General features: G+C 50.6%; 27 protein-coding genes. All 27 read left to right on the top strand.

The annotated features are described in order from the left end of the window. The first annotated feature begins 214 nt into the window (after window positions 1-214). The 27 genes from sucC to fliP all read left to right on the top strand — a co-directional run bounded on the left by sucC (window position 215) and on the right by fliP (window position 25,072). Entirely contained in the window at window positions 215-1,375 is a 1,161-nt protein-coding gene (sucC, locus tag GYMC10_RS20755) for an ADP-forming succinate--CoA ligase subunit beta (RefSeq protein ID WP_009594712.1), read from the top strand. Between the two features lie 96 nt (window positions 1,376-1,471). Beyond that, window positions 1,472-2,401 carry a succinate--CoA ligase subunit alpha gene (gene sucD / locus GYMC10_RS20750; protein WP_009594770.1) on the top strand — a complete coding sequence of 310 codons (930 nt, stop codon included), beginning with the start codon at window positions 1,472-1,474 and terminating at the stop codon, window positions 2,399-2,401. A 128-nt stretch (window positions 2,402-2,529) separates the two neighbouring features. Then, window positions 2,530-3,705, top strand: a complete 1,176-nt coding sequence (gene dprA / locus GYMC10_RS20745) for a DNA-processing protein DprA (RefSeq protein WP_015736335.1) — start codon at window positions 2,530-2,532, stop codon at window positions 3,703-3,705. A gap of 36 nt (window positions 3,706-3,741) precedes the next feature. After that, window positions 3,742-5,841 carry a type I DNA topoisomerase gene (gene topA / locus GYMC10_RS20740; protein WP_015736334.1) on the top strand — a complete coding sequence of 700 codons (2,100 nt, stop codon included), beginning with the start codon at window positions 3,742-3,744 and terminating at the stop codon, window positions 5,839-5,841. A 15-nt stretch (window positions 5,842-5,856) separates the two neighbouring features. Next, window positions 5,857-7,191 (top strand): FADH(2)-oxidizing methylenetetrahydrofolate--tRNA-(uracil(54)-C(5))-methyltransferase TrmFO, encoded by a 1,335-nt coding sequence (trmFO, locus tag GYMC10_RS20735; RefSeq protein WP_009594693.1) that lies wholly within the window; start codon window positions 5,857-5,859, stop codon window positions 7,189-7,191. 29 nt (window positions 7,192-7,220) lie between these two features. Then, the gene (hslV, locus tag GYMC10_RS20730) at window positions 7,221-7,763 is read left to right on the top strand and encodes an ATP-dependent protease subunit HslV (RefSeq protein ID WP_006211334.1); all 543 of its coding nucleotides are present in this window, start codon (window positions 7,221-7,223) and stop codon (window positions 7,761-7,763) included. A gap of 49 nt (window positions 7,764-7,812) precedes the next feature. Then, on the top strand, window positions 7,813-9,219 hold the full coding sequence (gene hslU, locus GYMC10_RS20725; RefSeq protein ID WP_015736332.1) for an ATP-dependent protease ATPase subunit HslU: 1,407 nt from the start codon (window positions 7,813-7,815) through the stop codon (window positions 9,217-9,219). A 457-nt stretch (window positions 9,220-9,676) separates the two neighbouring features. Then, entirely contained in the window at window positions 9,677-10,084 is a 408-nt protein-coding gene (gene flgB / locus GYMC10_RS20720) for a flagellar basal body rod protein FlgB (protein WP_015736331.1), read from the top strand. A 6-nt stretch (window positions 10,085-10,090) separates the two neighbouring features. Then, entirely contained in the window at window positions 10,091-10,540 is a 450-nt protein-coding gene (gene flgC, locus GYMC10_RS20715; RefSeq protein WP_009594707.1) for a flagellar basal body rod protein FlgC, read from the top strand. 44 nt (window positions 10,541-10,584) lie between these two features. Beyond that, a complete protein-coding gene (gene fliE / locus GYMC10_RS20710; RefSeq protein WP_009594713.1) occupies window positions 10,585-10,893 on the top strand; it encodes a flagellar hook-basal body complex protein FliE in 309 nt (102 codons plus the stop codon). Window positions 10,894-10,927: 34 nt separating this feature from the next. Then, entirely contained in the window at window positions 10,928-12,508 is a 1,581-nt protein-coding gene (gene fliF / locus GYMC10_RS20705) for a flagellar basal-body MS-ring/collar protein FliF (RefSeq protein ID WP_009594716.1), read from the top strand. A gap of 11 nt (window positions 12,509-12,519) precedes the next feature. Next, window positions 12,520-13,536: a flagellar motor switch protein FliG gene (gene fliG / locus GYMC10_RS20700; protein WP_015736330.1), complete on the top strand. Its 1,017-nt coding sequence runs from the start codon at window positions 12,520-12,522 to the stop codon at window positions 13,534-13,536. Then, window positions 13,529-14,383 carry a FliH/SctL family protein gene (locus GYMC10_RS20695; protein WP_015736329.1) on the top strand — a complete coding sequence of 285 codons (855 nt, stop codon included), beginning with the start codon at window positions 13,529-13,531 and terminating at the stop codon, window positions 14,381-14,383. The genes fliG and GYMC10_RS20695 overlap by 8 nt, the downstream gene beginning before the upstream one ends. Next, window positions 14,367-15,686, top strand: a complete 1,320-nt coding sequence (gene fliI, locus GYMC10_RS20690; RefSeq protein ID WP_009594717.1) for a flagellar protein export ATPase FliI — start codon at window positions 14,367-14,369, stop codon at window positions 15,684-15,686. Before GYMC10_RS20695 ends, fliI begins: the two co-directional genes overlap by 17 nt. Window positions 15,687-15,695: 9 nt before the next feature. Continuing rightward, a complete protein-coding gene (fliJ, locus tag GYMC10_RS20685; protein WP_015736328.1) occupies window positions 15,696-16,139 on the top strand; it encodes a flagellar export protein FliJ in 444 nt (147 codons plus the stop codon). 38 nt (window positions 16,140-16,177) lie between these two features. Further along, the gene (locus tag GYMC10_RS20680; RefSeq protein ID WP_015736327.1) at window positions 16,178-17,110 is read left to right on the top strand and encodes a hypothetical protein; all 933 of its coding nucleotides are present in this window, start codon (window positions 16,178-16,180) and stop codon (window positions 17,108-17,110) included. A gap of 46 nt (window positions 17,111-17,156) precedes the next feature. Then, on the top strand, window positions 17,157-18,503 hold the full coding sequence (locus GYMC10_RS20675) for a flagellar hook-length control protein FliK (protein WP_015736326.1): 1,347 nt from the start codon (window positions 17,157-17,159) through the stop codon (window positions 18,501-18,503). A gap of 20 nt (window positions 18,504-18,523) precedes the next feature. Next, window positions 18,524-19,084: a flagellar hook capping FlgD N-terminal domain-containing protein gene (locus GYMC10_RS20670; RefSeq protein WP_015736325.1), complete on the top strand. Its 561-nt coding sequence runs from the start codon at window positions 18,524-18,526 to the stop codon at window positions 19,082-19,084. After that, on the top strand, window positions 19,081-19,470 hold the full coding sequence (locus GYMC10_RS20665; RefSeq protein WP_015736324.1) for a TIGR02530 family flagellar biosynthesis protein: 390 nt from the start codon (window positions 19,081-19,083) through the stop codon (window positions 19,468-19,470). Before GYMC10_RS20670 ends, GYMC10_RS20665 begins: the two co-directional genes overlap by 4 nt. 74 nt (window positions 19,471-19,544) lie before the next feature. Further along, window positions 19,545-20,369 (top strand): flagellar basal body rod protein FlgG, encoded by an 825-nt coding sequence (gene flgG, locus GYMC10_RS20660; RefSeq protein ID WP_015736323.1) that lies wholly within the window; start codon window positions 19,545-19,547, stop codon window positions 20,367-20,369. 51 nt (window positions 20,370-20,420) lie between these two features. Next, a complete protein-coding gene (locus GYMC10_RS20655) occupies window positions 20,421-20,645 on the top strand; it encodes a flagellar FlbD family protein (RefSeq protein WP_009594749.1) in 225 nt (74 codons plus the stop codon). Next, window positions 20,642-21,106: a flagellar basal body-associated FliL family protein gene (locus GYMC10_RS20650; RefSeq protein ID WP_009594755.1), complete on the top strand. Its 465-nt coding sequence runs from the start codon at window positions 20,642-20,644 to the stop codon at window positions 21,104-21,106. The genes GYMC10_RS20655 and GYMC10_RS20650 overlap by 4 nt, the downstream gene beginning before the upstream one ends. 35 nt (window positions 21,107-21,141) lie before the next feature. Next, the gene (fliM, locus tag GYMC10_RS20645; RefSeq protein ID WP_009594751.1) at window positions 21,142-22,140 is read left to right on the top strand and encodes a flagellar motor switch protein FliM; all 999 of its coding nucleotides are present in this window, start codon (window positions 21,142-21,144) and stop codon (window positions 22,138-22,140) included. Then, entirely contained in the window at window positions 22,130-23,392 is a 1,263-nt protein-coding gene (gene fliY, locus GYMC10_RS20640) for a flagellar motor switch phosphatase FliY (RefSeq protein WP_015736322.1), read from the top strand. The genes fliM and fliY overlap by 11 nt, the downstream gene beginning before the upstream one ends. Before the next feature lie 29 nt (window positions 23,393-23,421). Beyond that, window positions 23,422-23,787 carry a response regulator gene (locus GYMC10_RS20635; protein ID WP_006211317.1) on the top strand — a complete coding sequence of 122 codons (366 nt, stop codon included), beginning with the start codon at window positions 23,422-23,424 and terminating at the stop codon, window positions 23,785-23,787. A gap of 11 nt (window positions 23,788-23,798) precedes the next feature. Further along, window positions 23,799-24,323, top strand: a complete 525-nt coding sequence (locus GYMC10_RS20630) for a flagellar biosynthetic protein FliO (RefSeq protein ID WP_015736321.1) — start codon at window positions 23,799-23,801, stop codon at window positions 24,321-24,323. After that, window positions 24,320-25,072 carry a flagellar type III secretion system pore protein FliP gene (gene fliP, locus GYMC10_RS20625; RefSeq protein WP_009594726.1) on the top strand — a complete coding sequence of 251 codons (753 nt, stop codon included), beginning with the start codon at window positions 24,320-24,322 and terminating at the stop codon, window positions 25,070-25,072. Before GYMC10_RS20630 ends, fliP begins: the two co-directional genes overlap by 4 nt. Window positions 25,073-25,079: the final 7 nt, after the last annotated feature.

The following is a 25,079-nucleotide window of genomic DNA, read 5'->3' as shown; positions in this document are numbered from 1 at the left end:
CAATTAGGCATACATATATTTCCAATTTATATCTGGAAGGAATCATACCCATGCCAAATCGAGTGGATAAACGGTGAACTTTTTAAGGTAAGCGTTTTAAAAACATGTTACAATAGCTTGGGTTTAATATATAAAGGTTGACAGTGCCAACTTTCATAGATTGGTTCCGTGTCAGCCAGCCTTGTTCCAGTCATGTTGATAGGAGGATTCGAGAATGAATATCCATGAATATCAAGGAAAACAAGTACTGAAGCAATATGGAGTAGCTGTTCCGAACGGCAAGGTAGCGTTTACGGTGGAAGAAGCAGTTGAAGCTGCGCAATCTTTGGGCAGTCCCGTAACCGTTGTCAAAGCGCAGATCCACGCAGGCGGCCGCGGTAAAGCCGGCGGCGTTAAAGTGGCGAAGAACCTGGACGAGGTTCGTGCTTATGCCGAAGAAATTCTGGGCAAGGTGTTGGTGACTCACCAAACGGGTCCGGAAGGCAAGGAAGTCAAGCGTCTCCTTATTGAAGAGGGCTGCGATATTCGCAAAGAGTACTATATCGGGGTGGTCGTTGACCGCGCTACCGGCCGTGTCGTCATGATGGCGTCCGAGGAAGGCGGTACCGAAATCGAAGAGGTTGCAGCAGCAACTCCTGAGAAAATTTTCAAAGAAGTCGTGGATCCGGCGATCGGACTTCAAACATTCCAAGCGCGGAAATTAGCGTATTCCATTAATATTCCGAATGAACTGGTAGGTAAAGCCGTTCAGTTCATGCTGGCCTTGTATAAGGCATTTGTAGAGAAGGATTGCTCTATCGCTGAAATCAATCCGCTTGTCGTAACCGGTGACGGAAACGTCATGGCTCTCGATGCCAAACTCAATTTCGATTCCAATGCGTTGTTCCGTCATAAGGACATCTTGGAACTGCGCGATCTGGATGAGGAAGACGAGAAGGAAATCGAAGCGTCCAAATACGACTTGAGTTACATAGCTCTCGACGGCAACATCGGCTGTATGGTTAACGGCGCAGGTCTTGCCATGGCTACGATGGACATCATCAAGTATTATGGCGGCGACCCTGCCAACTTCCTTGATGTTGGGGGCGGCGCAACAACGGAGAAGGTAACGGAAGCCTTCAAGATTATTTTGTCCGATCCTCAAGTAAAAGGAATCTTTGTCAACATTTTCGGCGGCATTATGCGTTGCGACGTTATTGCTACCGGTGTTGTCGAAGCAGCGAAACAGCTGGGACTGACTCGTCCGCTTGTTGTACGCTTGGAAGGAACGAACGTAGACCTCGGCAAGCAGATTTTGGCTGAGTCCGGTCTGAATATCGTGCCTGCTGATTCCATGGCCGACGGAGCACAGAAGATCGTCTCCCTCGTTCAGTAATATTTCATTCCTGAAGGGGCATGGCACGATGGGCTTCTTAGCCCTGCCGTGCGGTTGCTTTCATTTTCAAATAACAATAGGGGATGTGAATCAATCGTGAGTATTTTGATCGATAAAAATACAAAAGTTATCACGCAAGGGATTACAGGTAAAACAGCCCTGTTCCATGCAAAAGGCGCCTTGGATTACGGTACGCAGATGGTCGGCGGAACTTCGCCCGGCAAAGGCGGTACCGAAGTTGAAATCACGTTGGAGAACGGCGAAACCGTCAAACTGCCGGTTTACAACACCGTTGAGGAAGCCAAAGCCAAAACAGGCGCAACCGCAAGCGTCATTTATGTACCGCCTGCTTTTGCAGCCGACTCCATTCTGGAAGCCGTTGATGCCGAGATGGATCTGGTGATCTGCATTACGGAAGGCATTCCGGTGCTCGACATGGTAAAGGTATCCCGTTATATGGAAGGCAAGAAGACTCGCTTGATCGGACCTAACTGTCCGGGTGTCATCACGCCTGGTGAATGTAAAATCGGCATCATGCCGGGTTATATCCACACGCCGGGACATGTCGGGGTTGTATCGCGGAGCGGTACCTTGACCTATGAAGCCGTTCATCAGCTAACGGCTCGCGGCATCGGACAATCCTCCGCCGTAGGAATCGGCGGCGACCCTGTCAAAGGGACGGAGTTTATCGATGTGCTGAGACTGTTCAACGAAGATCCGAATACCAAAGCGGTGATCATGATCGGCGAGATCGGCGGAACCGCTGAGGAAGAAGCGGCTGAGTGGATCAAAGCGAACATGACCAAGCCGGTGGTAGGCTTCATTGGCGGCGCAACAGCGCCTCCAGGAAAACGCATGGGCCACGCGGGCGCGATCATTTCCGGCGGTAAAGGAACAGCCAAGGAAAAAATCGCTGTGCTTGAAGCATGCGGTATCAAAGTGGCTCCTACGCCTGCCGAAATGGGCTCGACCTTGGTTAGCGTGCTGGAAGAGAAGGGGCTTTTGGAGTCCTGCACAACGCACTAAGGCTTAAACCTATCCATTAATAGGCCAGATTTACGTTATAACTTAAGGTAAGCAACCTTTTATTTCCTGATTAGGAAATGAAGGGTTGCTTTTTTGTTTATGATTTTATATTTTAAGGAGGTCGCGTGATGAGGCTGGACAGATTACTTCTGATTGCATTGCATGAAAGCGAAGGCATCGGATGGAAGACCATAAACCGAATGGTATTGAACGGCGAGCTGCATGAAGGCTTGCTGTCCTATGATGCGCAGGATTGGAGAGCGTGCGGTCTGCCTGTCGAAAAAGCAAACAAGCTGGCTAAAGAATTCCCTATCGCCGTCGAAAGAAAGCGTGTCGAACTGTCGAATGACGAGGAGGTCGAGCTTCGACAAGTGGAAGACAAGGTATGGAATTTGACAAACCGCACAAAAATACGTATTATAACAGCCCTTGATGCTGTCTACCCGGACATGTTGAAATCGTCGCCGCAAGCGCCCTGGGTTCTGTATTGCATAGGGGATCCTCATTTGCTGTCCACGCCGGGGATCGCGATGGTCGGCACAAGAATGCCTACCGGCTACGGGCGCAAGGTTGCATCGATGCTGTCGGAGGCGCTGACACGAGCGGGGCTTATGGTTGTCAGCGGCATGGCCAGAGGCATTGACAGCGTCGTGCACGAAACCGCTTTGCGAAGCGGCGGGCCGACGGTAGCCGTTCTCGGAGCCGGCATCGATGTCATTTATCCGCCGGAGAACCGCTCACTTTATGAAGAGATAGCAGCTAAAGGGCTTATTATTTCCGAATACCCGCCGGGTACCAAGGCGCTGCCGGGATTCTTCCCGCAGCGAAACCGGATCATCGCCGGGCTGACGCTGGGAACCGTGGTGGTGGAGGCGGATGCCCGCAGCGGATCGCTGATTACGGCGGATTTGGCCCTGGAGGCGGGAAGGGACGTGTTTTCCGTTCCGGGACCGCTCACTTCACCCAAGAGCAGAGGGACCTTGGATTTGATCAAGCAAGGGGCCAAGATGGTCACGGAAGCCGGGGATATAATAGAAGAATATGATTCCTGGTTGCCAAAAGGGGTCTCGGATACATACAATAAGGAGCGGCGGGCCCCTCGTCAGGAGCGTCCGGATGAACTAGCCGGGTTGACAAATGACGAACGACAAATATACCATATGCTCGAACAGGGTCCCGGGTCGCTGGATGAGATGATCGAGTGTACCCGGTGGGATTTTGGACATTTGCATTCAGTTCTGTTATCTTTAATCATAAAAAAGCAGATTACCCAATTACCCGGTGCTATATATAAAATCATATAATGGGAAAGTTTGAATGTTGGAGAGGAGGATGAACCTGTGGCGGATTCACTCGTCATCGTAGAGTCGCCTGCCAAGGCGAAAACGATTGGCAAATATCTCGGCAGCAAGTATATCGTGAAGGCTTCGATGGGTCATGTTCGCGATTTGCCGAAGAGCCAGATCGGGGTTGAGGTGGAAAACGACTTCAATCCGAAATACATTACGATCCGCGGAAAAGGTTCTGTCTTAAAGGAACTTAAGGATGCTAGCAAAAAGGTGAAAAAAGTGTACCTCGCAGCTGACCCCGATCGCGAAGGGGAAGCCATTGCATGGCATCTTGCGCATGCGTTGGAGCTGGATGATACTCAAAGCCTGCGGGTTGTATTTAATGAAATAACGAAAACGGCCGTGAAGGATGCCTTCAAAACGCCGCGCAAAATTAACATGGATCTGGTTAATGCGCAGCAGGCCAGACGTATTTTGGACCGATTGGTTGGTTACAAGATCAGTCCTATTCTATGGAAGAAAGTGAAGAAGGGTCTTTCGGCCGGCCGGGTTCAATCGGTAGCCGTCAAAATCATTCTCGACCGCGAGAATGAGATAAGCGCTTTCGTTCCGGAAGAATATTGGACTATAACGGCTAAGCTGGCGATTAAAGGCTCCGCATTCGAAGCCAAATTCACGCAGCTAAACGGCGCGAAGAAGGAACTGACCAATGAGCAGGAAGTGAATGAAATCCTCGAGGCGATTCGGGATGCTTCCTTTAAGGTCGGCGAAGTGAAAGAGCGTGAGCGTCAGCGCCACCCGTCGCCGCCGTTTACGACGAGTTCCTTGCAGCAGGAGGCTGCGCGTAAACTCGGTTTCCGTGCCGCCAAGACCATGTCGGTAGCCCAGCAGCTGTACGAGGGTGTTGAGTTAGGCAAGGAAGGCACCGTCGGTTTAATTACTTACATGCGTACGGATTCCACGCGGATCTCAGGCACGGCTCAAGAAGAAGCGAAAGAATACATCACCGAGAAGTACGGTGATCCGTTCGTGCCGGAGAGCCCGAGACAATATTCGAAAAAAGCAGCCAACGCCCAGGATGCGCACGAAGCGATTCGTCCAACGTCCGTGCTGCGCGATCCGGAATCCATGAAACCGTATATGAGCCGCGACCAGCTTCGGTTGTACAAACTGGTCTGGGAACGCTTTGTCGCAAGCCAGATGTCTTCTGCAGTACTGGATACGCTTTCCGTGGACATCACTGCCGGGAATACGGTCTTCCGGGCGACCGGTTCGAAGGTCCGTTTCCCTGGATTCATGAAGGTCTACGTTGAAGGCAATGACGACGGAACGACAGAGGAAGACAAATACCTGCCGGAGCTTCATTCCGGAGACATTCTGGAGAAGCAGGACATTGAGCCGAAGCAGCACTTCACGCAGCCGCCTCCGCGTTATACGGAAGCGCGTCTTGTCCGAACGCTGGAGGAGCTCGGCATAGGGCGTCCAAGTACGTATGCGCCGACGCTGGAGACGATCCAGAAGAGAGGCTACGTTGCCATCGAAGAGAAAAAATTCATGCCGACCGAGCTCGGTGAGCTTGTCATCGAGCAGATGGAGCAGTTCTTCCCCGAAATCCTCAATGTGGAGTTTACGGCGAACATGGAAGAGGATCTCGACCATGTGGAGGAAGGCTCCGAGGACTGGGTCAAGGTATTGGCAGAGTTCTATGAGTCCTTTGAGAAGCGGCTTGAAGTAGCAGAGGAAGAAATGAAGGAAATCGAAATCGAAGATGAGGTTTCCGATGAGATATGCGAAAAATGCGGCAAGCCCCTGGTTTATAAGCTTGGCCGTTTCGGTAAGTTTCTAGCCTGCTCGGGCTTCCCGGAATGCCGGAATACCAAGCCGATCGTGAAGGACATCGGCGTATCTTGCCCGAAATGCAAGGAAGGCCATGTCGTGGAACGACGGAGCAAGAAGGGGCGCGTCTTCTTTGGCTGTGACAGGTATCCCGAATGCGACTTTGTATCATGGGATAAACCGTCAACGAAGCCGTGTCCGAATTGCAGCAGTTTAATGGTAGAGAAGAAAAGCAAGCAAGGCATCAAGCTTCAGTGCACCTCTTGCGATTATTCCGAAATGGTCGAGGAACAGGACGAAGCAGCAGATTTGTAAGGCATACAGGGGGTAATGACGTTGACAGATTCACAGAGGGTTACGGTTATCGGGGCAGGACTTGCTGGCAGTGAAGCTGCCTGGCAGATCGCCAGCCGAGGCGTACCCGTTACACTATACGAGATGCGGCCGGTCGTAAAGACGCCGGCTCATCATACGGACAAGTTCGCCGAGCTTGTATGCAGTAATTCGCTTCGGGCGAACGGATTAACCAATGCGGTCGGCGTATTGAAGGAAGAGATGCGGATGCTGAATTCCCTCGTCATCGGATCGGCTGACCGCAATTCCGTCCCGGCTGGCGGCGCATTGGCCGTCGACCGCGACGGCTTCTCCGGAGAAATTACGGAAACCTTGCATCAGCATCCGTTAATCGAGGTCGTAAATGAAGAAATTCAGCATATACCTGAAGAAGGCATCGTTGTTATTGCTACGGGACCGCTGACTTCGCCGGCATTGTCGTCGCAAATCCGCGAGCTGATGGGCGAAGACTATTTCTATTTTTACGATGCGGCTGCTCCGATCGTGGAGAAGGATTCCATCGATATGAGCAAGGTCTATCTGGCATCCCGTTACGATAAAGGCGAAGCGGCCTATCTGAATTGTCCTATGACGGAAGAAGAGTTTGACGCCTTCTATGACGCTCTGATTAATGCTGAAGTCGCTCAATTGAAAGAGTTTGAGAAGGAGATTTATTTCGAGGGCTGCATGCCGATCGAGGTTATGATGAAGCGCGGTAAACAAACCGCCTTGTTCGGTCCGATGAAGCCTGTTGGATTAGTGAACCCGCATACGGGCAAGCTGCCTTACGCTGTGGTCCAGCTCCGCCAGGATAATGCGGCGGGTACCCTCTACAATCTTGTCGGCTTCCAGACCCATTTGAAGTGGGGCGAACAGAAGCGTATCATTTCCATGATACCGGGACTCGAGAACGCCGAAATTGTGCGTTACGGCGTCATGCACCGCAATACGTTTGTCAATTCGCCAAAATTGCTGGAACAAACTTATCAGGTGAAAACACGGCCGAATTTGTACCTGGCCGGACAAATGACCGGCGTCGAAGGGTATGTTGAATCGGCGGCGTCCGGATTGATTGCAGGCATTAATGCGGCAAGAGCGGCTCAGGGGCGTGAGGGGATCGTATTCCCTCAGGAATCGACCATCGGGAGCATGGCTTATTACATAACCCATGCGGATCCCGATAATTTCCAGCCGATGAACGCGAACTTCGGTCTTCTTCCGGGCCTAGAGAAGCGGATTCGCAACAAAAAGGAAAAGAACGAAGCGCTTGCGAACCGAGCTCTTGACGGGGTCCGCGTATTTATTAGCGAGCATGAACTAAATACAATCTAATCTTATTTTCTTAGGGAGGTCTTGCCATCATGGAAATGACTTTTCACGCCACGACGATTTGCGCAGTGCGGCACAATGGCACGGCAGCTATAGCCGGCGATGGCCAAGTCACATTCGGTGAAAGTGTAGTCATGAAGCAGACCGCCAAGAAAGTGCGCCGTCTTTACCGGGGACAAGTTGTCGCCGGTTTTGCCGGTTCTGTGGCGGATGCGATCACGTTGTTTGAGAAATTCGAAGGCAAGCTGGAGGAGCACCATGGAAACCTGCAGCGGGCCGCTGTCGAGCTTGCGAAGGACTGGCGTCAAGACCGGGTGCTCCGCAAACTTGAAGCCTTGATGATTGTTATGGACAAAACGGGGATGCTGCTGATTTCCGGCGGCGGCGAAATCATCGAGCCTGATGATGATGTGCTGGCCATCGGGTCAGGCGGCAATTTTGCCTTGTCTGCCGGACGTGCGCTTAAGCGCCATGCAGGACATATGGAAGCAAAAGACATCGCCAGAGAAGCCCTTCAGATCGCTTCTGAGGTGTGTGTCTACACGAACAGCAACATTATTGTTGAAGAGCTGTAAGAGGGCCATGCAGCAACATATAGCCATATCAGGGGTGGAGGTATTCGCGATGAGTAAAGAATCGATGACGCCTAGACAGATTGTATCCGAGCTGGATAAATACATCGTAGGCCAGAAGGACGCTAAAAAATCGGTCGCTGTCGCACTTCGGAACCGTTATCGCCGGAGTCTGCTGACCGATGACGAGCGGGACGAAATCGTACCGAAGAACATTCTGATGATCGGTCCTACCGGCGTCGGCAAAACGGAAATTGCGAGAAGGCTTGCCAAGCTGGTCCATGCACCGTTCGTCAAGGTCGAGGCGACGAAGTTTACCGAGGTTGGTTATGTCGGCCGTGATGTGGAGTCCATGGTACGGGATCTGGTGGAAACCGCGATCCGGATGGTGAAGCTGGAACGTACGGAGAAGGTTAAGGACAAAGCCGAGGAAATGGCGAACGAGCGGATCGTTCAGCTGTTGGCGCCTTCAACCAAAGGCCAGAAGAGCCAGCGTAACCCCTTTGAGATGCTATTTGGCGGTGGAAACAACGAAACCCAGGCTGATGAGGAAGATGCGGACGATAAGGACGTTAGTCTTAAAGAGAAGCGGAGACAGGTGCGCTTTAACCTGCTGTCCGGCAAGCTTGAAGACGAAACGATTGAGATCGATGTGGAGGATGCCGCACCGAATATGTTCGACATGTTTGCCGGACAGGGCAACGATCAGATGGGCATGAATATGCAGGAAATGTTTGGCAACCTGATGCCGAAGCGTACGAAGCGCCGCAAGCTGTCCGTCAAGGAAGCCAGAAAAGTGCTTACGCAGGAAGAAGCAGGCAAGCTCATTGATATGGATGATGTCATCCAGGAGTCCATACGCCGGGCCGAGCAATCCGGAATTATTTTCATCGACGAAATCGACAAGGTTGCCAGCCAGGGCCGTCAATCGGGTCCTGATGTGTCCAGGGAAGGTGTGCAGCGCGACATTCTGCCTATCGTGGAAGGCTCCACGATCATGACGAAATACGGGCCGGTAAAAACGGACTTTGTCCTGTTTATTGCTGCTGGCGCATTCCATATCGCGAAGCCGTCGGATTTGATTCCCGAGCTTCAGGGTCGTTTTCCGATTCGGGTAGAGCTGAACAGTTTGTCGCTCGACGATTTTGTGTCCATTTTGACCGAGCCGAAAAACGCATTGACCAAACAATACGTCAATCTGCTTCGTACCGAAGACCTGGAAATCGAGTTTTCGCCGGAAGCGATACGAGAGATTGCCCAAATCGCGGCCTCGGTGAACCAGAACACGGAGAATATCGGCGCACGGAGGCTCCATACGATATTGGAGAAGCTGCTGGAGGATCTGTCGTTTGAAGCACCTGAATTAACGCTGGACCGGATGGTGATCACCCCGCAGTATGTCCGGGAGAAACTTGCCGGCATCGCCCAGGATCGGGACCTGAGCCAGTATATTCTGTAGTTGCATTCGTATAGGTCTATCTGCCGGGTATGCAAAAAGGAGATAATTGTCGATATTCATCCCGGCCTTTCTTGCAGGATGTCGAAGCGCTTTCGCATGTTGGAAGGGATCGGGACGGATTTCGCAATTTTTTGTGAATATTCAAGATGGGAACAGGACCTACCTAGCGGGTAAATTCACTTAAAATTTACAGATTTAGTGGTACGATTTGCAATAATATAGAAAAAAATCGGATAAAAATGAACACAAAGCCCTTCTTTTTGGTAAAAGATAGGGCTTTTTTCTTATTGTAAAAAGTCCCAATCTTTAAGAAACTTAGTTTATGTGACATCATGTTGTCTTTTTCTACTTAAGACCTAGGTTAGTTCGTACGGATTATATTATTTGTCGAAAAAAGAGGGTTTAGCTAGGAAGAGTGGAATACCTTTCGGCAAATCCAGTCAGGAGGAATGAGCTAGTGAATCTGTTGAATAATAGTTCTTTTCAACGGCTTCAAAGCGGTTTGGATGCAGCGAATCTCAGGAACAACGTGATTGCAAACAACATCGCGAACGTGGATACACCTCATTTTAAGAGATCCGAAGTATCCTTTGAAAGTCTTCTGAAGAAAGAAATGGATGGAGCCCAGTTGTCGCTTCAGGGCAGAAGAACGGATCCCAGGCATTTTGTCATCGGTCCAACCGGGTCAATCCCGGATGCTTCGGTCATAAAGGACGGCAGCAGTTCCATGAATAACAACCAGAATAATGTCGATGCAGACAGAGAAATGTCGCTGCTTGCAGAGAATCAGCTTCGTTATAATTCGTACATACAAGCTGTAAATGAGCAGATTCGAATGATGCGTACAGCTATTGAAGGGAGATAGGGATTCATGAATATTAGCAATAGCTTCGGAATTAATGCATCAGCTCTAACGGCACAACGGCTTCGAATGGATGTTATCTCCTCCAACATAGCCAATGCGGAAACCACGCGCGCGCGAATCGAGAATGGACAAGCCGTTCCGTATCGTCGAAAAACGGTTGTGTTTCAGCCGCAGCAGGAATCCTTCGAAGGGCTTCTCAGAGCCCAGATGAACGGTCAAAATGCAGGGCAAGGGGTCAAGGTTGCGCAGGTGCGGGAAGATCAATCCCCGTTGAAGCAGGTATATAACCCCACACATCCGGATGCGAATGCGGAAGGCTATGTCTTTATGCCTAACGTCGATATTACGAAGGAAATGGTGGATATGCTTGCAGCTACCCGTTCATACGAGGCTAACGTTACGGCGATAAACGCTTCGAAAGCGATGATCATGAAGGCTTTGGAGATCGGAAGATAATACGAGGATATATACATAGACCAGCATAGTAGGAGGAGAGAGAGATGATTCAGAATGCAATGTTCAGTGTTCAGGGTGTACAGCCGCTGCAAATGCAGGAGCAAGTGAAAAATGGTGCGACTCCTTCCGAATCGATTCGAGATTTTGGCTCTTACCTGAATGAAGCACTGAACTCCGTGGCCGCGCAGGAACAGAACGCGCACGTGATGAGCGATAAATTAATGATTGGACAAGTAAACGTAGATCAGGCGATGATATCCGCCCAACAGGCTCTGTTGAGCATTCAGCTCACGACACAGGTCCGAAACAAAGTGGTAGAAGCCTATCAAGAGATCATGCGCACGCAAATCTAAATGTTTCTAGCAAAGTTTCGGATGGGGTGACAATGTGAACGAGAGAATTACCCAATATCGGGAGAGAATGACCCAGTATTGGAACCAATTCAGTAACAAACAAAAAATAATGTTAATCGCTACCGTAGCATTTGTTCTAATTGCTCTAGTCGTACTAACGATGCAGTTCTCTAAGACGAAGTATGAAGTAGCGTTCCGGGATCTGAATTCCAGCGACGCCGCAGGCATCATCAGCCACCTGGAGACCCAGGGGATTTCCTACAAGCTGAGCGAGGACGGCAGAAGCATTCTGGTTCCGAGCACAAGCGCAGCTAAAGTCCAGATCGATGTAGGATCACAGGGACTGGTGCAGAATGGCACGATCGGATTCGAAACCTTCGAGAAGAATGCGTCAGCCATCGGGATGACGGATAACGAATTCGAAGTGAAATATGTAAATGCACTGAATGGCGAAGTCGAACGGCTGCTGGAGAAGATGCAGGGCGTTCAGGACGCAACGGTATTGTTGAACCTGCCAAAAGAAAGTGTGTTCGCGAAAAACGGAAACGAGGATCAGGCCAGCGCTTCCGTGGTTGTACAGTTTAAACCGGGCTATCGTCCTAATCAGGAAGTCATAGACGGGTACTACAACCTCGTGAAAACGGCCATTCCCAATTTGCCGATCGAGAACATTACGATCACCAATGACGAAGTCGAGCTGCTCGCAACAGCTAAAGGCGGTCAAGGCGGATTGATCGGCAAGGTGGAAGAAAATTTCGCGCTCCAGAAAAAATTCGAAAACGACGTAAGACAAAATGTCCAGCAATTCCTCTCGCAGTACATGGGTTCGAATAAAGTCAATGTTCTTGTAGCTTCCAAACTGAACTTTGATCAGGTGCAAAGCAAGGAAAACATCGTAACCCCTGTGGATGAAGAAGAAATGAAGGGGATTGAGCTCAGCGTTCAGGAGATCCAGAAGAACTATTCGGGAACCGGCAGTCCTACAGGCGGCGTGGCCGGCGTAGGCGAAGAGGCCGTTCCGGGATATCCAAGCGATTCTGGAAGCGGAGAAACGAATTCGGAAGAGCTCTCCAAAACCGTTAACTATGAGGTTAACCGGATTACGAAGGATATCATTGCAAGTCCATATACTGTTAAAGATTTAACCATTAATGTCTCGGTTGAACCACCTGCCGGGCAACAAACTTTGGATGATGCCACAAGAACGGCTATTCAGAACATCCTGGTCAATATTGTAAGAGCATCGCTTTCGGATTCAGACTCTACTTATACAGACGCTGATTTGTCCAAAAAAGTTTCGGTTATTTCGCAGGTATTTAATGTAAATGCGGATGAAAATCCGAAATCCGTATTTTCACAGCCTGTATTATGGGGAATCGGTATCGCTGCGTTGGCATTGATTGCGGGAGGAACCTATTTCTTCATCCGCAGACGCAGACAGCAGCAGGAGGAGCTTGAAGAGGATATCCAGCTTCCGCCTGTTACGGAATTCCCGTCGATTAATCTCGAAAGTATAACCAATGAAAGCCAGGTTCGTAAGCAGCTCGAAACCTTGGCGAAGAAGAAGCCAGATGAATTCGTGAATTTACTTCGCACATGGCTAGCTGAGGAATAGAGGTGGAAGCATTGGCTAAGGGAAATAACCAAATGTTAAGCGGACGTCAAAAAGCGGCTATACTGCTCATTACACTTGGCCCGGAAGTGTCTGCTCAAATATTTAAGCATCTTCGAGATGAAGAAATTGAACAATTAACGCTCGAGATTGCGAACGTTCGCAAAGTCGACAGCGTCGAGAAAGATAGCATTATTCAGGAGTTCCATCAAATTTGCCTGGCCCAGGAATACATCTCGCAGGGCGGTATCAATTACGCGAAGGAAATTTTGGAGAAGGCGCTTGGACAGCAAAAAGCGATGGAAGTGATCAACAGGCTGACGGCAACGCTTCAAGTAAGGCCGTTTGACTTCGCCCGTAAAGCGGACCCGAGCCAAATCCTGAACTTTATCCAGAATGAGAATGCGCAAACCATCGCCCTCGTCTTGTCTTATCTTCAATACGAGCAGGCATCCGCGATCCTCTCTTCGCTCCCGCAGGAGAAGCAGGCGGAAGTTGCGCGCAGGGTTGCAGTCATGGACAGCACTTCGCCGGAAGTCATCGCTCAGGTGGAGCGCGTGCTGGAACAGAAGCTGTCGGCTACGGTGACGCAGGATTACACCAGTGCGGGCGGCATCGAGTCGATCGTTCAAATACTGAACGGCGTGGACCGCGGAACGGAACGGACGATCCTCGACTCCCTGGAGATCCAGGATCCCGAGCTTGCTGAAGAAATCAAGAAGCGGATGTTTGTATTCGAAGACATCGTCAACGTGGACAACCGTTCGATACAGCGCATCATCCGCGATGTCGAGAATGCGGACCTGCAGCTTGCGCTCAAGGTGGCAAGCGAAGAGGTGCGGGACGTTATTTTCCGCAATATGTCCAAGCGGATGGCCGAAACCTTCCGCGAAGAAATGGAATATATGGGACCGGTGCGGCTGCGTGACGTGGAGGAAGCCCAGACTCGGATCGTAAGCACGATCCGGAGACTCGAAGAAGCGGGCGAGGTTATTATTGCCCGCGGCGGAGGAGATGACATCATTGTCTAACTTGATCAAATCGTCCCACTATAAACCGATGGATGTGTTGAAAGAGTTGGATCTTGCTCGTCGTTACGCTTCGCCAACCGAGGAAACGGTGGAGGAGCCTGCACCGCCGACGGCCGAGCCGGCCGCTGTACAAACGCTTGCTGAAGCCGAACGTTTGAAGCATGAAATGCTGGAAGACGCTCAGGAGTTTGCCGAAAGGCAAATCCGGGAGGCCTCGGAAGAGGCGCAGCGTCTGTTGACCGAAGCGCAGGAGCAGATTGAGGCTTGGTGGACCGAAAGAAGGCTTCAGGATGAGGACTTGTCCGAAACGCTGAAAATGGAAGGTTTTAATCAAGGATATGCGGAGGGCTCTGCCAAGGCGGAGCTTGAGATGAAGGAACTGATGGAGCAGGCGACGGTGCAAGCGAGCGAGCTGCTTCAGCTCGCGCACCAAGCCAAGGAAGATCTGATCCAGGAAGCGGAGCCGTTTTTGGTGGAACTCAGCTGCAGCATTGCGGAGAAAGTGCTGGATCGTCAGCTTACGATTGAACCGGAATTCACGCTGGAGCTGATTCGAAAGAACCTGGCGCGCAAGCGGGAAAAAGGAATCATTTCCCTCTGCGTAGCTCCCGATCAGTTCGAATTCGTATACGCCGCGCGGGAAGAGCTCGGATTATCGATCGACTCCCAGGCGGAGCTTCAAATTTTGCCGGACTCCACGGTTAAGGATCGCGGCTGCGTCATCCGGTCTTCCTTCGGAAGCGTGGACGCACGCATCGATACACAGCTGGCCGAGATCAAAAAAGAACTCGTACGGATCGCCCTTGATGTCGAGGAACGGAGAAATCAAGATGAAGAAGCTGAATAGCGCCCGGTACATGGACCATCTGAAACATCTGGATCCCGTCCGCATCAACGGCAAGGTTACGCAGGTCATCGGATTGATGGTGGAGTCCGAAGGGCCGGATGCCAGTATCGGCGACGTATGCTACATCTATCCCACGAAGCAATCCAAGCCGCTCAAGGCGGAGGTCGTGGGTTTCAGAGATAATAAAGTGCTGCTGATGCCTCTCGGCGAGCTGCACTCCATTGGCCCGGGCTGCGATGTAGTGGGCACAGGCAAACCGTTGAGCGTTCAGGTCGGTTCGGAGCTGCTTGGCAAAGTACTGGACGGATTGGGACAACCGCTCGACGGATCCATTATTCCGGCACGCATGCCGCATTATTCCACCCATAACGTTCCGCAGAACCCGCTTAATCGGCCCAGGGTTCAGGAGCCGATCAGCATCGGCGTCCGGGCGATTGACGGATTGCTCTCCATCGGCAAAGGCCAACGTGTCGGCATATTCGCCGGCTCTGGCGTCGGGAAGAGTACCCTGATGGGGATGATCGCACGTAACACCTCAGCCGATGTCAATGTCATTGCCTTGATCGGTGAACGTGGACGAGAGGTGCTTGATTTCATCGAGCGGGACCTGGGTCCCGAAGGGTTGAAACGGTCCGTTGTGATCGTGGCCACCTCGGATCAACCGGCGCTCATCCGCATTAAGGGAGCCTTGATCGCCACCACGATCGCCGAATATTTCAGGGATCGCGGCCTGAACGTGATGCTGATGATGGATTCGGTTACCCGTTATGCGATGGCACAGCGCGAAGTCGGGCTTGCCGTAGGGGAACCGCCGGCGATGCGCGGTTACACTCCGTCGGTATTTGCCAGTCTGCCGAAGCTTCTGGAACGCGCAGGTACGGGACCAACGGGTTCGATCACCGCTTTTTACACGGTGCTGGTAGACGGCGACGACATGAACGAACCGATCGCGGATGCGGTCAGGGGGATACTGGATGGTCACATCGTCCTGAACCGGAATATCGCGAACAAAGGCCATTTTCCGGCGATCGACGTGCTGGCCAGCATCAGCCGGGTCATGAAAGACATCTCGCCCGAGGAACAAATTGATGCCTCCGAGAACGTAAAGCGTTTGATGGCGATCTACAAGGATTCGGAGGATTTGATCAATATCGGAGCTTACCAACAGGGCTCGAATGCCGACATCGATGAATCGATCGAATACATCGGCCGAATTTGGGATTTTACGAAACAAAAAGTGAATGAGAAGACCACATTGGATGAGGTTCAGGAACGTTTGATTTCCGAGTTTTCAAGGAGATGACTTTGAAGAATGAAATTTCATTATGCATTCCAGAAAATCGTAGACCTGAAAAGCAACGAGAAAACGCAAGCGGAATGGATGCTGTCAAGCGCCATCGGGAAGCTGCAGGCGGAAGAGAAAAGTCTGAATGAGTTGTATGAGATGCGGGATCAAATGTACCGTGCTCAGCAGGAAGCGGCATCGCGCTGCGTGCCTGTCTCTGAAATCCGAAACATTCAGGTCTATGCAGAGCACCTGGAAGAATGCATTGAACGGAAACGGGATGACATACGGATCGCCCATGTCAATGTAACGAAGAAACAAAAGGTATTGTCCGACAAAATGCTTGACGAAAAAGTGTGGCTGAAGGCAAGAGACAAATCCCAAGAAAAGTTCCGGCATGAAAGTCTCCTTCGGGAACAAAACGAGCTGGACGAAATGGCGACGGTACGTTTTGCGATCAGAGCCCGTTAAGGTTTGCAAACACCGGTGGGTATGACCGCGAGGGAGGAATGAGTGTGGCACGAAAAGACATGCCGCTTGATAAGGAAGAATCAGGCGGTGGATTTGAACGGATATTGTTGATTTTGGTACCTGCTATATTCACGATCGTTCTGCTCGGAGCGCTCGCCGTATTTTTCAGAGCCGATGTCCGGGATGGGCTGCTCGAAGTAGCCAATAAAATTCCGGTCGTTAAGAACTGGGTCCCTGACCCGGTGTTGACCCCGGAAGAGCAGAAGCTCAAAGAGGCGAAGCAGCAGGAAGAAAGCGCAGAAGCGACGATTGTGGAACTTAAGAAGCAGCTTGCCGAGAAAGAAGAAACGTTAAACGAAGTAACGGAGCAAAAAGCAACGCAGGAAAACAAGGTGAAAGAGCTGGAAACCCAAATAGAATCGATGCAAAGCACATCCACGGACGGCGAGGCGGAAGAGGAAGACGCGTACACCAAGCAGATTCGTGAGCTGTCCAAGCTTTATGCGGACATGAGTCCCAGCAAAGCCGCACCGATCATGCAGAACCTGACGCTGGAAGAAATGGTGCTAATGCTGAGCCAAATGAAGAGCAGCAACCGGGTTGCCATCCTTCAGAAGATGGATCCGAAAACGGCGGCGGATGCAACCATGATGCTGAAAGACGCGGAGACCTCTGAAGATCTGGCCATTGCCGCTTTGCAATCCAGGCTGAAGAAGAACGACGCGGAGGCTGCGCAGAAGAAAACCTCCGAGAACCTGGATAAAAGCCAGCTGAATCAGACTTTTGCCGGAATGACGCCTGCCAACGCCGCGGACCTGCTGATGCAAACGTACAAGATCAGCCCCGCGAAAACGATGACCATTCTAAATACGGTGGACGATGCTACGCGCTCGCGAATTTTAAATGCGATGTCCTCGAAAGACGCGGAGCTGGCAGCTAAAATATTGAATCGCCTGATGGGCTCTAAATAAGCTCTGAAATGAATCTCCATCCTCAGGAAAGGAGGTGAAATAGACGATGACAATAACGGTACAAAGCAGTATGTCTTCTTCCGTCAGCAGTACCGCGGGAAGCGGAAAGACCAGCGCAGCCGGTCAAGCGACAGCGGGTGTTTCCTTTGATGCGACGCTGGCTTACCAGATGAACGGCAGCGGCAGCGGCGCTGCAACAACCTCAACAGAAGTCGCGGCCAAGCTGGAATCCCTGCTTGCGCAGTATTCGGCGGAAACCGACGAATCGCTTGAAGGCTTGATGGAGCTGCTTCAAGGATTGCTGCAGGAGCTAGATACCATGGACCAGGCCTTAGAGGAGGATCCATCGTTATTGCAAGAGCTGCAAAACTGGCTGACGCAAGCGAACCTTCTGTTAAGCGGAACAGCTCCTCACGCCCAAGGAAACGCGAACGGCAATGACATGTCCCCATTGGCTTCCCATCCGGATACGATCCGGTTTGCGGTACAGGACACGATCAGCCAGCTGGCTTCGATGCTGTCCAAATCGGGTCAGGTGGACCTCCAGACGGAGGCAGCCGTCAAACAGCTTGTCCAATCCTTCCAAAGTTTGCTTGGTCAAGGAACGGGGACTGGAGAAAATAAAGCAAGCGGCAGTTTTGCCAACATCCTAAGCCAAAAGCAGCCGGATGCGGTACAACCTAACATTGCAGCGAATACTGCAGGACAGTCGGCTTCATCTGAGACAACGGGGCAAGCGAACGCTAAATGGTCTACTCTGGCCACAAGTACCCCGGTTGACGGCACAGCAGCTGAATTCGCTTTAAATGAAGGGGATTCCCTATTGGAGCAAGGAACGGTTACGGCCGGTCAGCTGGCCCTGCGTTCCGGAACCCAAGTAGCGGTAAAACCTGCAGCTCCGCCGGTGCCTGTCGAGAATTTCTCTAACGAAATGACTTCCTTCATTATTAATAAGCTCGAAATCGTGAAGCAAACCGGTTTTACCGAAGCGAGAATCTCCTTGAATCCGGAGCATCTGGGCCAAGTAGACATCAAGCTAACGATGCAGAACGGCCAGTTGATCGCACAGTTCATGACGCGGTCGACGGATGCTAAAGAGCTGATTGACCAGCAAATGGCACAGCTTCGAAGCGCATTGCTGGCCCAAGGACTTCAAGTCGAGAAAATTGAGGTTACGCAGAGCAGCCAGCCATCCAATGCCAATCTTTATCAGGATGGACGTCAGCCTGGATCAGGACAGCAGCAGCCGCAGCACCGTTCGAAGGAGAAGGATAGGCCTTCCGACGATGCCGTTCTTGCCGCGAATTTGACGGAAGAATTGAACGATTGGATTGCCGAGCATCAAGCCGACGATGAGAACTTGCAAGCAGGAACATTTACCGCGAAAGCCTAACAGTGAGGAGGTGAGCTTGGATGGCAACAGATCCGGTATCTACGAAAAATATGTGGCCCAATTATGCCAAAGGGAACATCAGCACTAAAAACGGAAACGGCCAAGAGCTTGGGAAGGACCAGTTCTTAAGCATTCTGATTACGCAATTGCGGCATCAGGATCCGCTTCAGCCGATGCAGGACCGGGAATTTATTGCCCAAATGGCCCAGTTTACTTCCCTGGAGCAGTTGATGAATATCAATACGCAATTGACGGCAATGAGCCAGTCTTTGGGTGCTGCTTCAAGTTTGATCGGTAAACAGATCAGCTGGATGTTCAAGCCGGAGGATGGCTCGGATTCCGTCATGAAAAGCGGTCTTGTTGATTCCATCATCGTCCGCGACGGCGTCCATTACGCAAAAGTCGGTGAAAATGAAGTATCGCTTGACCAGATCGTGAAAATCGAGAACGCTATGGCCGAGAAGGATCCAGGAGCAACGGATCCCGTTTCTTCCGAACCTGAAGCAAGCAATCCGGATCCGGGAGAGCCTGAAACCGGAGACCGGGGACAAGGTGAAGAGCCTGGGGGAACCTCGCCATGAGTGACCGTATGATGATCGGGAATTTATTTCCCGGGAAAATACATCCCGCAGCGCTTCACAATGAGCGAAAAACAGCGCAAGCTCAACATCATCCTCCACCCGGAACGTTCCAGGAGCTCTTAAATGAGAATCTCCTTAAAATTAGCAATCATGCGGCGAAGAGACTACAGCAGCGCGGCATTGAGTTGAAGGGTGATCAGCTGGAACAGATCCAGAGTGCGGTGGACAGAGCCGCAGCAAAGGGGAGCAAGGAATCGCTCATTCTGATGAAAGACATGGCCCTTATCGTGAATATTCCGAATCGGACCGTAGTCACGGCGATGGATGGCAAGGCGATGAAAGACAATGTGTTCACGCAAATCGATAGTGCAGTTATTATCTCATAAATCTGGCTGGCCCGTGAGGAAGCCAGGCGGCCGCTGATCGACAGAAGCGGTCCATAACAGAAGGAGGAAAATCGATGTTAAGATCCATGTATTCCGGCATTTCCGGAATGAGAGGTTTCCAAACCAAACTTGACGTCATTGGTAATAACATTGCCAACGTAAATACGGTTGGGTTTAAAGCGGGACGAGTTATGTTTAAAGATATCCTCAGCCAAACGATGTCCGGCGTTACGCCGGGAACCGACGATCCATCCGGTGGCGTAAATGCGAAGCAGATCGGTCTCGGCGTATCCATCGGCTCGATTGATACTTTGCATACGCCAGGCAGCGCAATGATGACCAATAATCCGAGGGACCTGAGAATTGACGGAGACGGATTCTTCATGGTGAAGCTCAGCGAGGATCAAGAAGTGCCTTTCTTGACTCGTGCCGGCGACTTTCATATCGACGTAGCGCGTAACTTGGTCACATCGGACGGTATGCTCGTTCTCGATTCGGCGGGTGATCCGATCCAGCTAGACGAAGAGGTTACGTCTTTCACAATCGCGCAGAATGGCGCCATCATTCAGAAGATGAGTGACGGAACGACGGAAGAAGGAGCCATTATCGGCGTTGCGAAAATTCCGAATCCGGAAGGCCTGGAAAAAATCGGAGGCAATATGTATCGCGTGACCCTGAATGCAGTTCCGGATGGTGATCTGGCTGCCGTCATGTTTGAAGGGAACAACGCGGAAGAAGGAACCGGTGCGATTATTGCCGGTCAACTTGAAATGTCCAACGTTGACTTGACAGGCGAATTTTCTGAAATGATCGTCGCTCAGCGCGGCTTCCAAGCTAACTCCCGGATTATCACGACTTCGGATGAAGTGCTTCAAGAAGTTGTCAATCTGAAACGATAAGGATGGATAGGGAGGGGCCCTCCCCTCCCTAATTAAACAAGGAGGCTATCCATGATATCGGTAACGAGGTTAAATGGTTCGCAGTTGTGGCTTAACGCGCTGTTGATAGAAATGGTTGAGGAGACTCCTGACACCTACATTACTTTGATTAATGGAAAACGGATGATTGTGCTTGAAAGTGCAAATGAAATCATCGCTTCCGTTAAGGCGTATCACCACGAGGTAGGCATTCATCAAGCCACCATTAAAGTGCAGCAATTGGAGGAACCTTCATGAAAAAGATGCTCCCCTGGTTAATTACGATCCTGTTATCGATTACGCTGATTGTCCTGGCCATCTTCCTGTTGTCGGACAAGCTGCTTGGCGATAACGGGAAAAGTCAGGCTTCGGCCAATGCCGCGGCTTTATCCAAGTTGTCGGCCGACGAGATCGTAAAGATGACATCGGAAATAACCGGTATCAAGACGAATCTGGCAGATCCTGAATTTGTTGCCCAGATGGCCTTTGCTTTTCAGCTTAACGATAAAAAAGCAAAGGAAGAATTCGATAAAATCAAGGAAATCAAGATCAAACCGATTATTATCAAAACGCTGGCCGACACGAAACCCGAATTACTGAATGACTCCAAAGGGCGCGAACAGTTTATTGCCAAGCTGCAAAACCTGATCAATAAGTCGTTAACGTCCGGTCACTTGATTCAAATCGAAATGACAGAAGTAATGATCGTAGGTATCTAGACTGTTCGTCGGACGACCTGTAAGGGGGTGAGTAGATGGTTGATGTTTTATCGCAGAATGAGATCGATGCCTTATTGGCCGCTCTCTCTTCAGGGGAAATGGATGCTGAAGAACTGAAAAAAGAGGAAACGCAAAAGAAAATCCGTTCTTACGATTTTAAGAGGGCCCTCCGTTTTTCGAAGGATCATATCCGAAGCTTGACTCGGATCCACGAGAACTTTGCACGCTATTTGACGACCTACTTCTCGGCGCAGTTACGTACTTTTGTGCAAATCAACGTAGTGCAGGTTGAACAGCTTCCGTATGATGAATTTATTCGCTCCATACCAAAAATGACAGTTCTTAATATATTTGAAGCCGAACCGCTCGTAGGTCGGATGGTGCTCGAGGTCCATCCCAACATTGCCTACGCGATGCTGGACCGATTGCTTGGAGGTACGGGCATTGCTCCGTCTTCCATCAGCTCGATGACCGAAATCGAAACGATTATCATGGAGCGCATATTCAGCCGGGCGTTCGATAGCCTCCAAGAGGCATGGAAAACGGTGCTGGATATATCCCCGCGCCTCGAAGCCTTGGAAACGAATCCGCAATTTATGCAGATCGTGTCTCCGAACGAAACCATTGCGCTAATATCCCTTAGCACAAAAATCGGCGATACCACGGGCATGATTAACCTGTGCATACCGCATGTGGTGCTAGAGCCGATCATGTCCAAGCTGTCCGCGCATCAATGGTTCATCTCGGAGAAAAAAGCGAGCGTTCCGGAGGAAGTGGATGCTCTTAAACAGCGCGTAAGCAAAGCCAAACTTCCGATCGTTGCCGAGCTGGGCGTTTCGCAGCTTACCGTGTCCGAGTTCTTAGGACTGAGCGTCGGCGACGTTATTTCGTTAAACAAGCCGATGCATGACGGACTATCCATCAAGGTCGGCGACAAATTAAAGTTTATTGGCAGTCCCGGAACGATAAAAGACCGGGTTGCTGTACAAATCGATGAAATTGTCATCGAAGGAGCTGAAGAATTTGACGAGTAAAGATTATTTATCCCAGGAAGAAATCGACGCTTTGTTAAAACAGTCGGAAATGGCATCACCAGCATCAATTCCTTCGGCGGCGACTGTCGATGACGTATTAACACCCCTGGAGCAGGACGCGCTAGGTGAGATCGGTAACATAACCTTCGGCAGCGCTGCAACCGCCCTGTCCACCTTGCTGGGCAAAAAAGTGGATATCACGACCCCCAGAGTTTCGATCATTAAGCGAAGCGAGTTCGAGGAAGAATTTCCGAAGCCGCATGTTGCGGTACATGTTAAGTACGTGGACGGATTTGAAGGAATTAACTCGCTGGTCATTAAAACACGCGACGCGCAGGTCATTGCCGATCTCATGTTAGGCGGGGAAGGCAACCCCATGGAAGAGGAACTCAATGAGATTCATATCAGTGCCGTTCAGGAAGCGATGAACCAGATGATGGGGTCTTCCGCAACGAGCATGTCGACGATTTTCAACCGGTTTGTCAATATATCGCCGCCAGGCATTGACATTCTCAACATGGCGAACGGCGAAGGGGTCAACAACCTGCCGCCGGATGAAACGCTGATTAAGATTTCTTTCCGATTAATTATCGGTGAACTTATTGATTCAACCATTATGCAGTTGCTGCCCGTCCATTTCTCCAAGGATATGGTTCACATGCTCATCAACGGGACAGAAGAACCGCAGCCTGCGAAGCAGGAAGCTGCTCCGGCGGTGGAAGCACCGGCCAGTGCCCAGGAGTCGGTACAAGCACCGGTTAATCCGGCGCAAACCCAAGACATGGGTCAAGGCTACGATTATGGACAAGGCTACGGTCAGCCTATGCCAGGACATGGCGGGCCCATCCCGCAGCAATCCATGCCATACGGTCAGCCGCAGATGCCTTACCAAACACAGCCGCAACAGTATGGCGGCATGCCGAATCGCAATGTGAATGTACAGCCCGTGCAGTTCGCTAATCTGCAATCTGCACCTTACACCCAGGTGGATGAAAACAATCTGAACTTACTGATGGACATTCCCCTTAAAGTCACCGTAGAATTAGGGAGGACCCAAAAGCAAATTAAGGATATCCTGGAAATGTCGCAAGGTTCGATTATCGAGCTGGACAAGCTGGCCGGTGAGCCTGTTGACATCCTCGTCAATCATAAACTGATTGCCAAAGGCGAGGTCGTTGTCATCGATGAGAACTTTGGTGTGCGTGTGACGGATATCGTAAGCCAATGGGACCGGATTCAAAAATTACAATAGCACAAACATTTTAGGGAGGATTTTTATCAATGGCTAACCGAATTCTGATCGTGGACGATGCTGCATTTATGAGAATGATGATCCGTGACATATTGGTCAAGAACGGATTCGAGGTTGTGGGGGAAGCACAGGACGGTGCACAAGCAATCGAGAAATTTAAGGAACTTCGTCCAGATCTGATTACGATGGATATTACGATGCCGGAAATGGATGGTATCGCAGCGCTTAAAGAGATTAAAAAAGTAGATGCCAATGCCAAAGTAATTATGTGCTCTGCCATGGGTCAGCAAGCGATGGTTATTGACGCAATCCAAGCCGGAGCGAAAGACTTCATCGTTAAACCGTTCCAATCGGACAGAGTTATTGAAGCCATCAACAAGACGCTTGGCGTATAAGGATTCTTCTTATGATGATGGCAGCTTCTGACAGATTGGGCTCAAGTAGTACTACCGGGTATTATTTACAGTTGTTTTATGTCTTTATCGTACTTGCCATCATCATTGCGTTGATCGTGTTCCTGATTCGCTTTCTAGGCAGAAAGAATCAGAGCTGGATGCAGGGCCGCTCCATTCGTACTTTGGGTGCGGTTGGTATGGGCCCTAACAAATCCCTTCAGCTCGTCGAAATTGGGGGCAGCATCTATGTGATCGGAGTTGGCGAAGACGTCCGGTTGGTGGACAAAATTTCTGATCCGGCTGAAGTTGCGCTTATCCAAGCTGCATTTGAACAGGATTCTGGAATACATAATGGGGCACTGCCGCCTTTTATAACGAAACTGGCGGCAAAACTCCGTAAAGACAAACCACCGGAAGAAATGGAGTTGGACGATACATCTTCTTTCCATGAAGTGTTCGAATCCAAGCTGCGCAGCGTACCGAACCGGAAAGAAAAGGTCGAAGAATTGCTGCGGGAGGATCATAAGGATTCATGAATAAAAAGATCTCGTACGCTATCACGATTTTCATCATGTTTGGATTATTGTTTTCCCATACGGCATTCGCGGATCCGATTCCGAACATTGATATTCAAATCGGCAATGAGGGAGATGCACCGGGGACAAGCTCTTTGTCCTTGATACTCCTGATCACCATTCTTAGTATTGCACCGGCGATTCTGGTGCTGATGACAAGTTTTACAAGGATTGTTATCGTGCTCGGCTTTGTCCGTACTTCGCTCGGAACACAGCAAACACCGCCAAACCAAGTGTTGATCGGCCTGGCGCTGTTCCTTACCTTGTTCGTTATGGCTCCCACGTTGTCCTCGATGAACGAGGTCGCGCTGCAGCCCTACCTCAAAGGGGAGATCACTCAAGCGGAAGCGCTGGATAAGGCTCAAGACCCGATGAAGAAGTTCATGTTCGCGCACACAAGGGAAAAGGACCTGCTGCTGTTCATGAATTACACAGGCGCGGAGAAACCCGAATCCTACGAGGACATTCCATTAACGGTTTTAGTTCCGGCATTTGCCATTAGCGAGCTGAAGACGGGTTTCCAAATGGGTTTTATGATCTTCATCCCGTTTCTGGTCATCGATATCGTGGTTGCCAGCGTGCTGATGGCAATGGGGATGATGATGCTGCCGCCGGTCATGATCTCGCTGCCATTCAAGATTCTGCTCTTTGTTTTGGTGGACGGCTGGTATCTGGTAGTGAAATCCATGCTGATGAGCTTTAACCCGTAGCAATAAG

This window comes from Paenibacillus sp. Y412MC10 (assembly GCF_000024685.1).
Classification (GTDB): Bacteria; Bacillota; Bacilli; order Paenibacillales; family Paenibacillaceae; genus Paenibacillus_AQ; species Paenibacillus_AQ lautus_A.
Note: the sequence above shows the minus strand (reverse complement) of the source record. Positions and strands in the feature narration are given on the sequence as shown.

Coding starts and splice junctions, on each gene's coding strand:
- sucC (WP_009594712.1), top strand. CDS start 215: ATGAATATCCATGAATATCAAGGAAAACAAGTACTGAAGCAATATGGA.
- dprA (WP_015736335.1), top strand. CDS start 2,530: ATGAGGCTGGACAGATTACTTCTGATTGCATTGCATGAAAGCGAAGGC.
- trmFO (WP_009594693.1), top strand. CDS start 5,857: ATGACGTTGACAGATTCACAGAGGGTTACGGTTATCGGGGCAGGACTT.
- hslV (WP_006211334.1), top strand. CDS start 7,221: ATGGAAATGACTTTTCACGCCACGACGATTTGCGCAGTGCGGCACAAT.
- hslU (WP_015736332.1), top strand. CDS start 7,813: ATGAGTAAAGAATCGATGACGCCTAGACAGATTGTATCCGAGCTGGAT.
- flgC (WP_009594707.1), top strand. CDS start 10,091: ATGAATATTAGCAATAGCTTCGGAATTAATGCATCAGCTCTAACGGCA.
- fliE (WP_009594713.1), top strand. CDS start 10,585: ATGATTCAGAATGCAATGTTCAGTGTTCAGGGTGTACAGCCGCTGCAA.
- fliI (WP_009594717.1), top strand. CDS start 14,367: ATGAAGAAGCTGAATAGCGCCCGGTACATGGACCATCTGAAACATCTG.
- fliJ (WP_015736328.1), top strand. CDS start 15,696: ATGAAATTTCATTATGCATTCCAGAAAATCGTAGACCTGAAAAGCAAC.
- GYMC10_RS20680 (WP_015736327.1), top strand. CDS start 16,178: ATGAGTGTGGCACGAAAAGACATGCCGCTTGATAAGGAAGAATCAGGC.
- GYMC10_RS20675 (WP_015736326.1), top strand. CDS start 17,157: ATGACAATAACGGTACAAAGCAGTATGTCTTCTTCCGTCAGCAGTACC.
- GYMC10_RS20670 (WP_015736325.1), top strand. CDS start 18,524: ATGGCAACAGATCCGGTATCTACGAAAAATATGTGGCCCAATTATGCC.
- GYMC10_RS20665 (WP_015736324.1), top strand. CDS start 19,081: ATGAGTGACCGTATGATGATCGGGAATTTATTTCCCGGGAAAATACAT.
- flgG (WP_015736323.1), top strand. CDS start 19,545: ATGTTAAGATCCATGTATTCCGGCATTTCCGGAATGAGAGGTTTCCAA.
- GYMC10_RS20655 (WP_009594749.1), top strand. CDS start 20,421: ATGATATCGGTAACGAGGTTAAATGGTTCGCAGTTGTGGCTTAACGCG.
- GYMC10_RS20650 (WP_009594755.1), top strand. CDS start 20,642: ATGAAAAAGATGCTCCCCTGGTTAATTACGATCCTGTTATCGATTACG.
- fliM (WP_009594751.1), top strand. CDS start 21,142: ATGGTTGATGTTTTATCGCAGAATGAGATCGATGCCTTATTGGCCGCT.
- GYMC10_RS20635 (WP_006211317.1), top strand. CDS start 23,422: ATGGCTAACCGAATTCTGATCGTGGACGATGCTGCATTTATGAGAATG.
- GYMC10_RS20630 (WP_015736321.1), top strand. CDS start 23,799: ATGATGATGGCAGCTTCTGACAGATTGGGCTCAAGTAGTACTACCGGG.
- fliP (WP_009594726.1), top strand. CDS start 24,320: ATGAATAAAAAGATCTCGTACGCTATCACGATTTTCATCATGTTTGGA.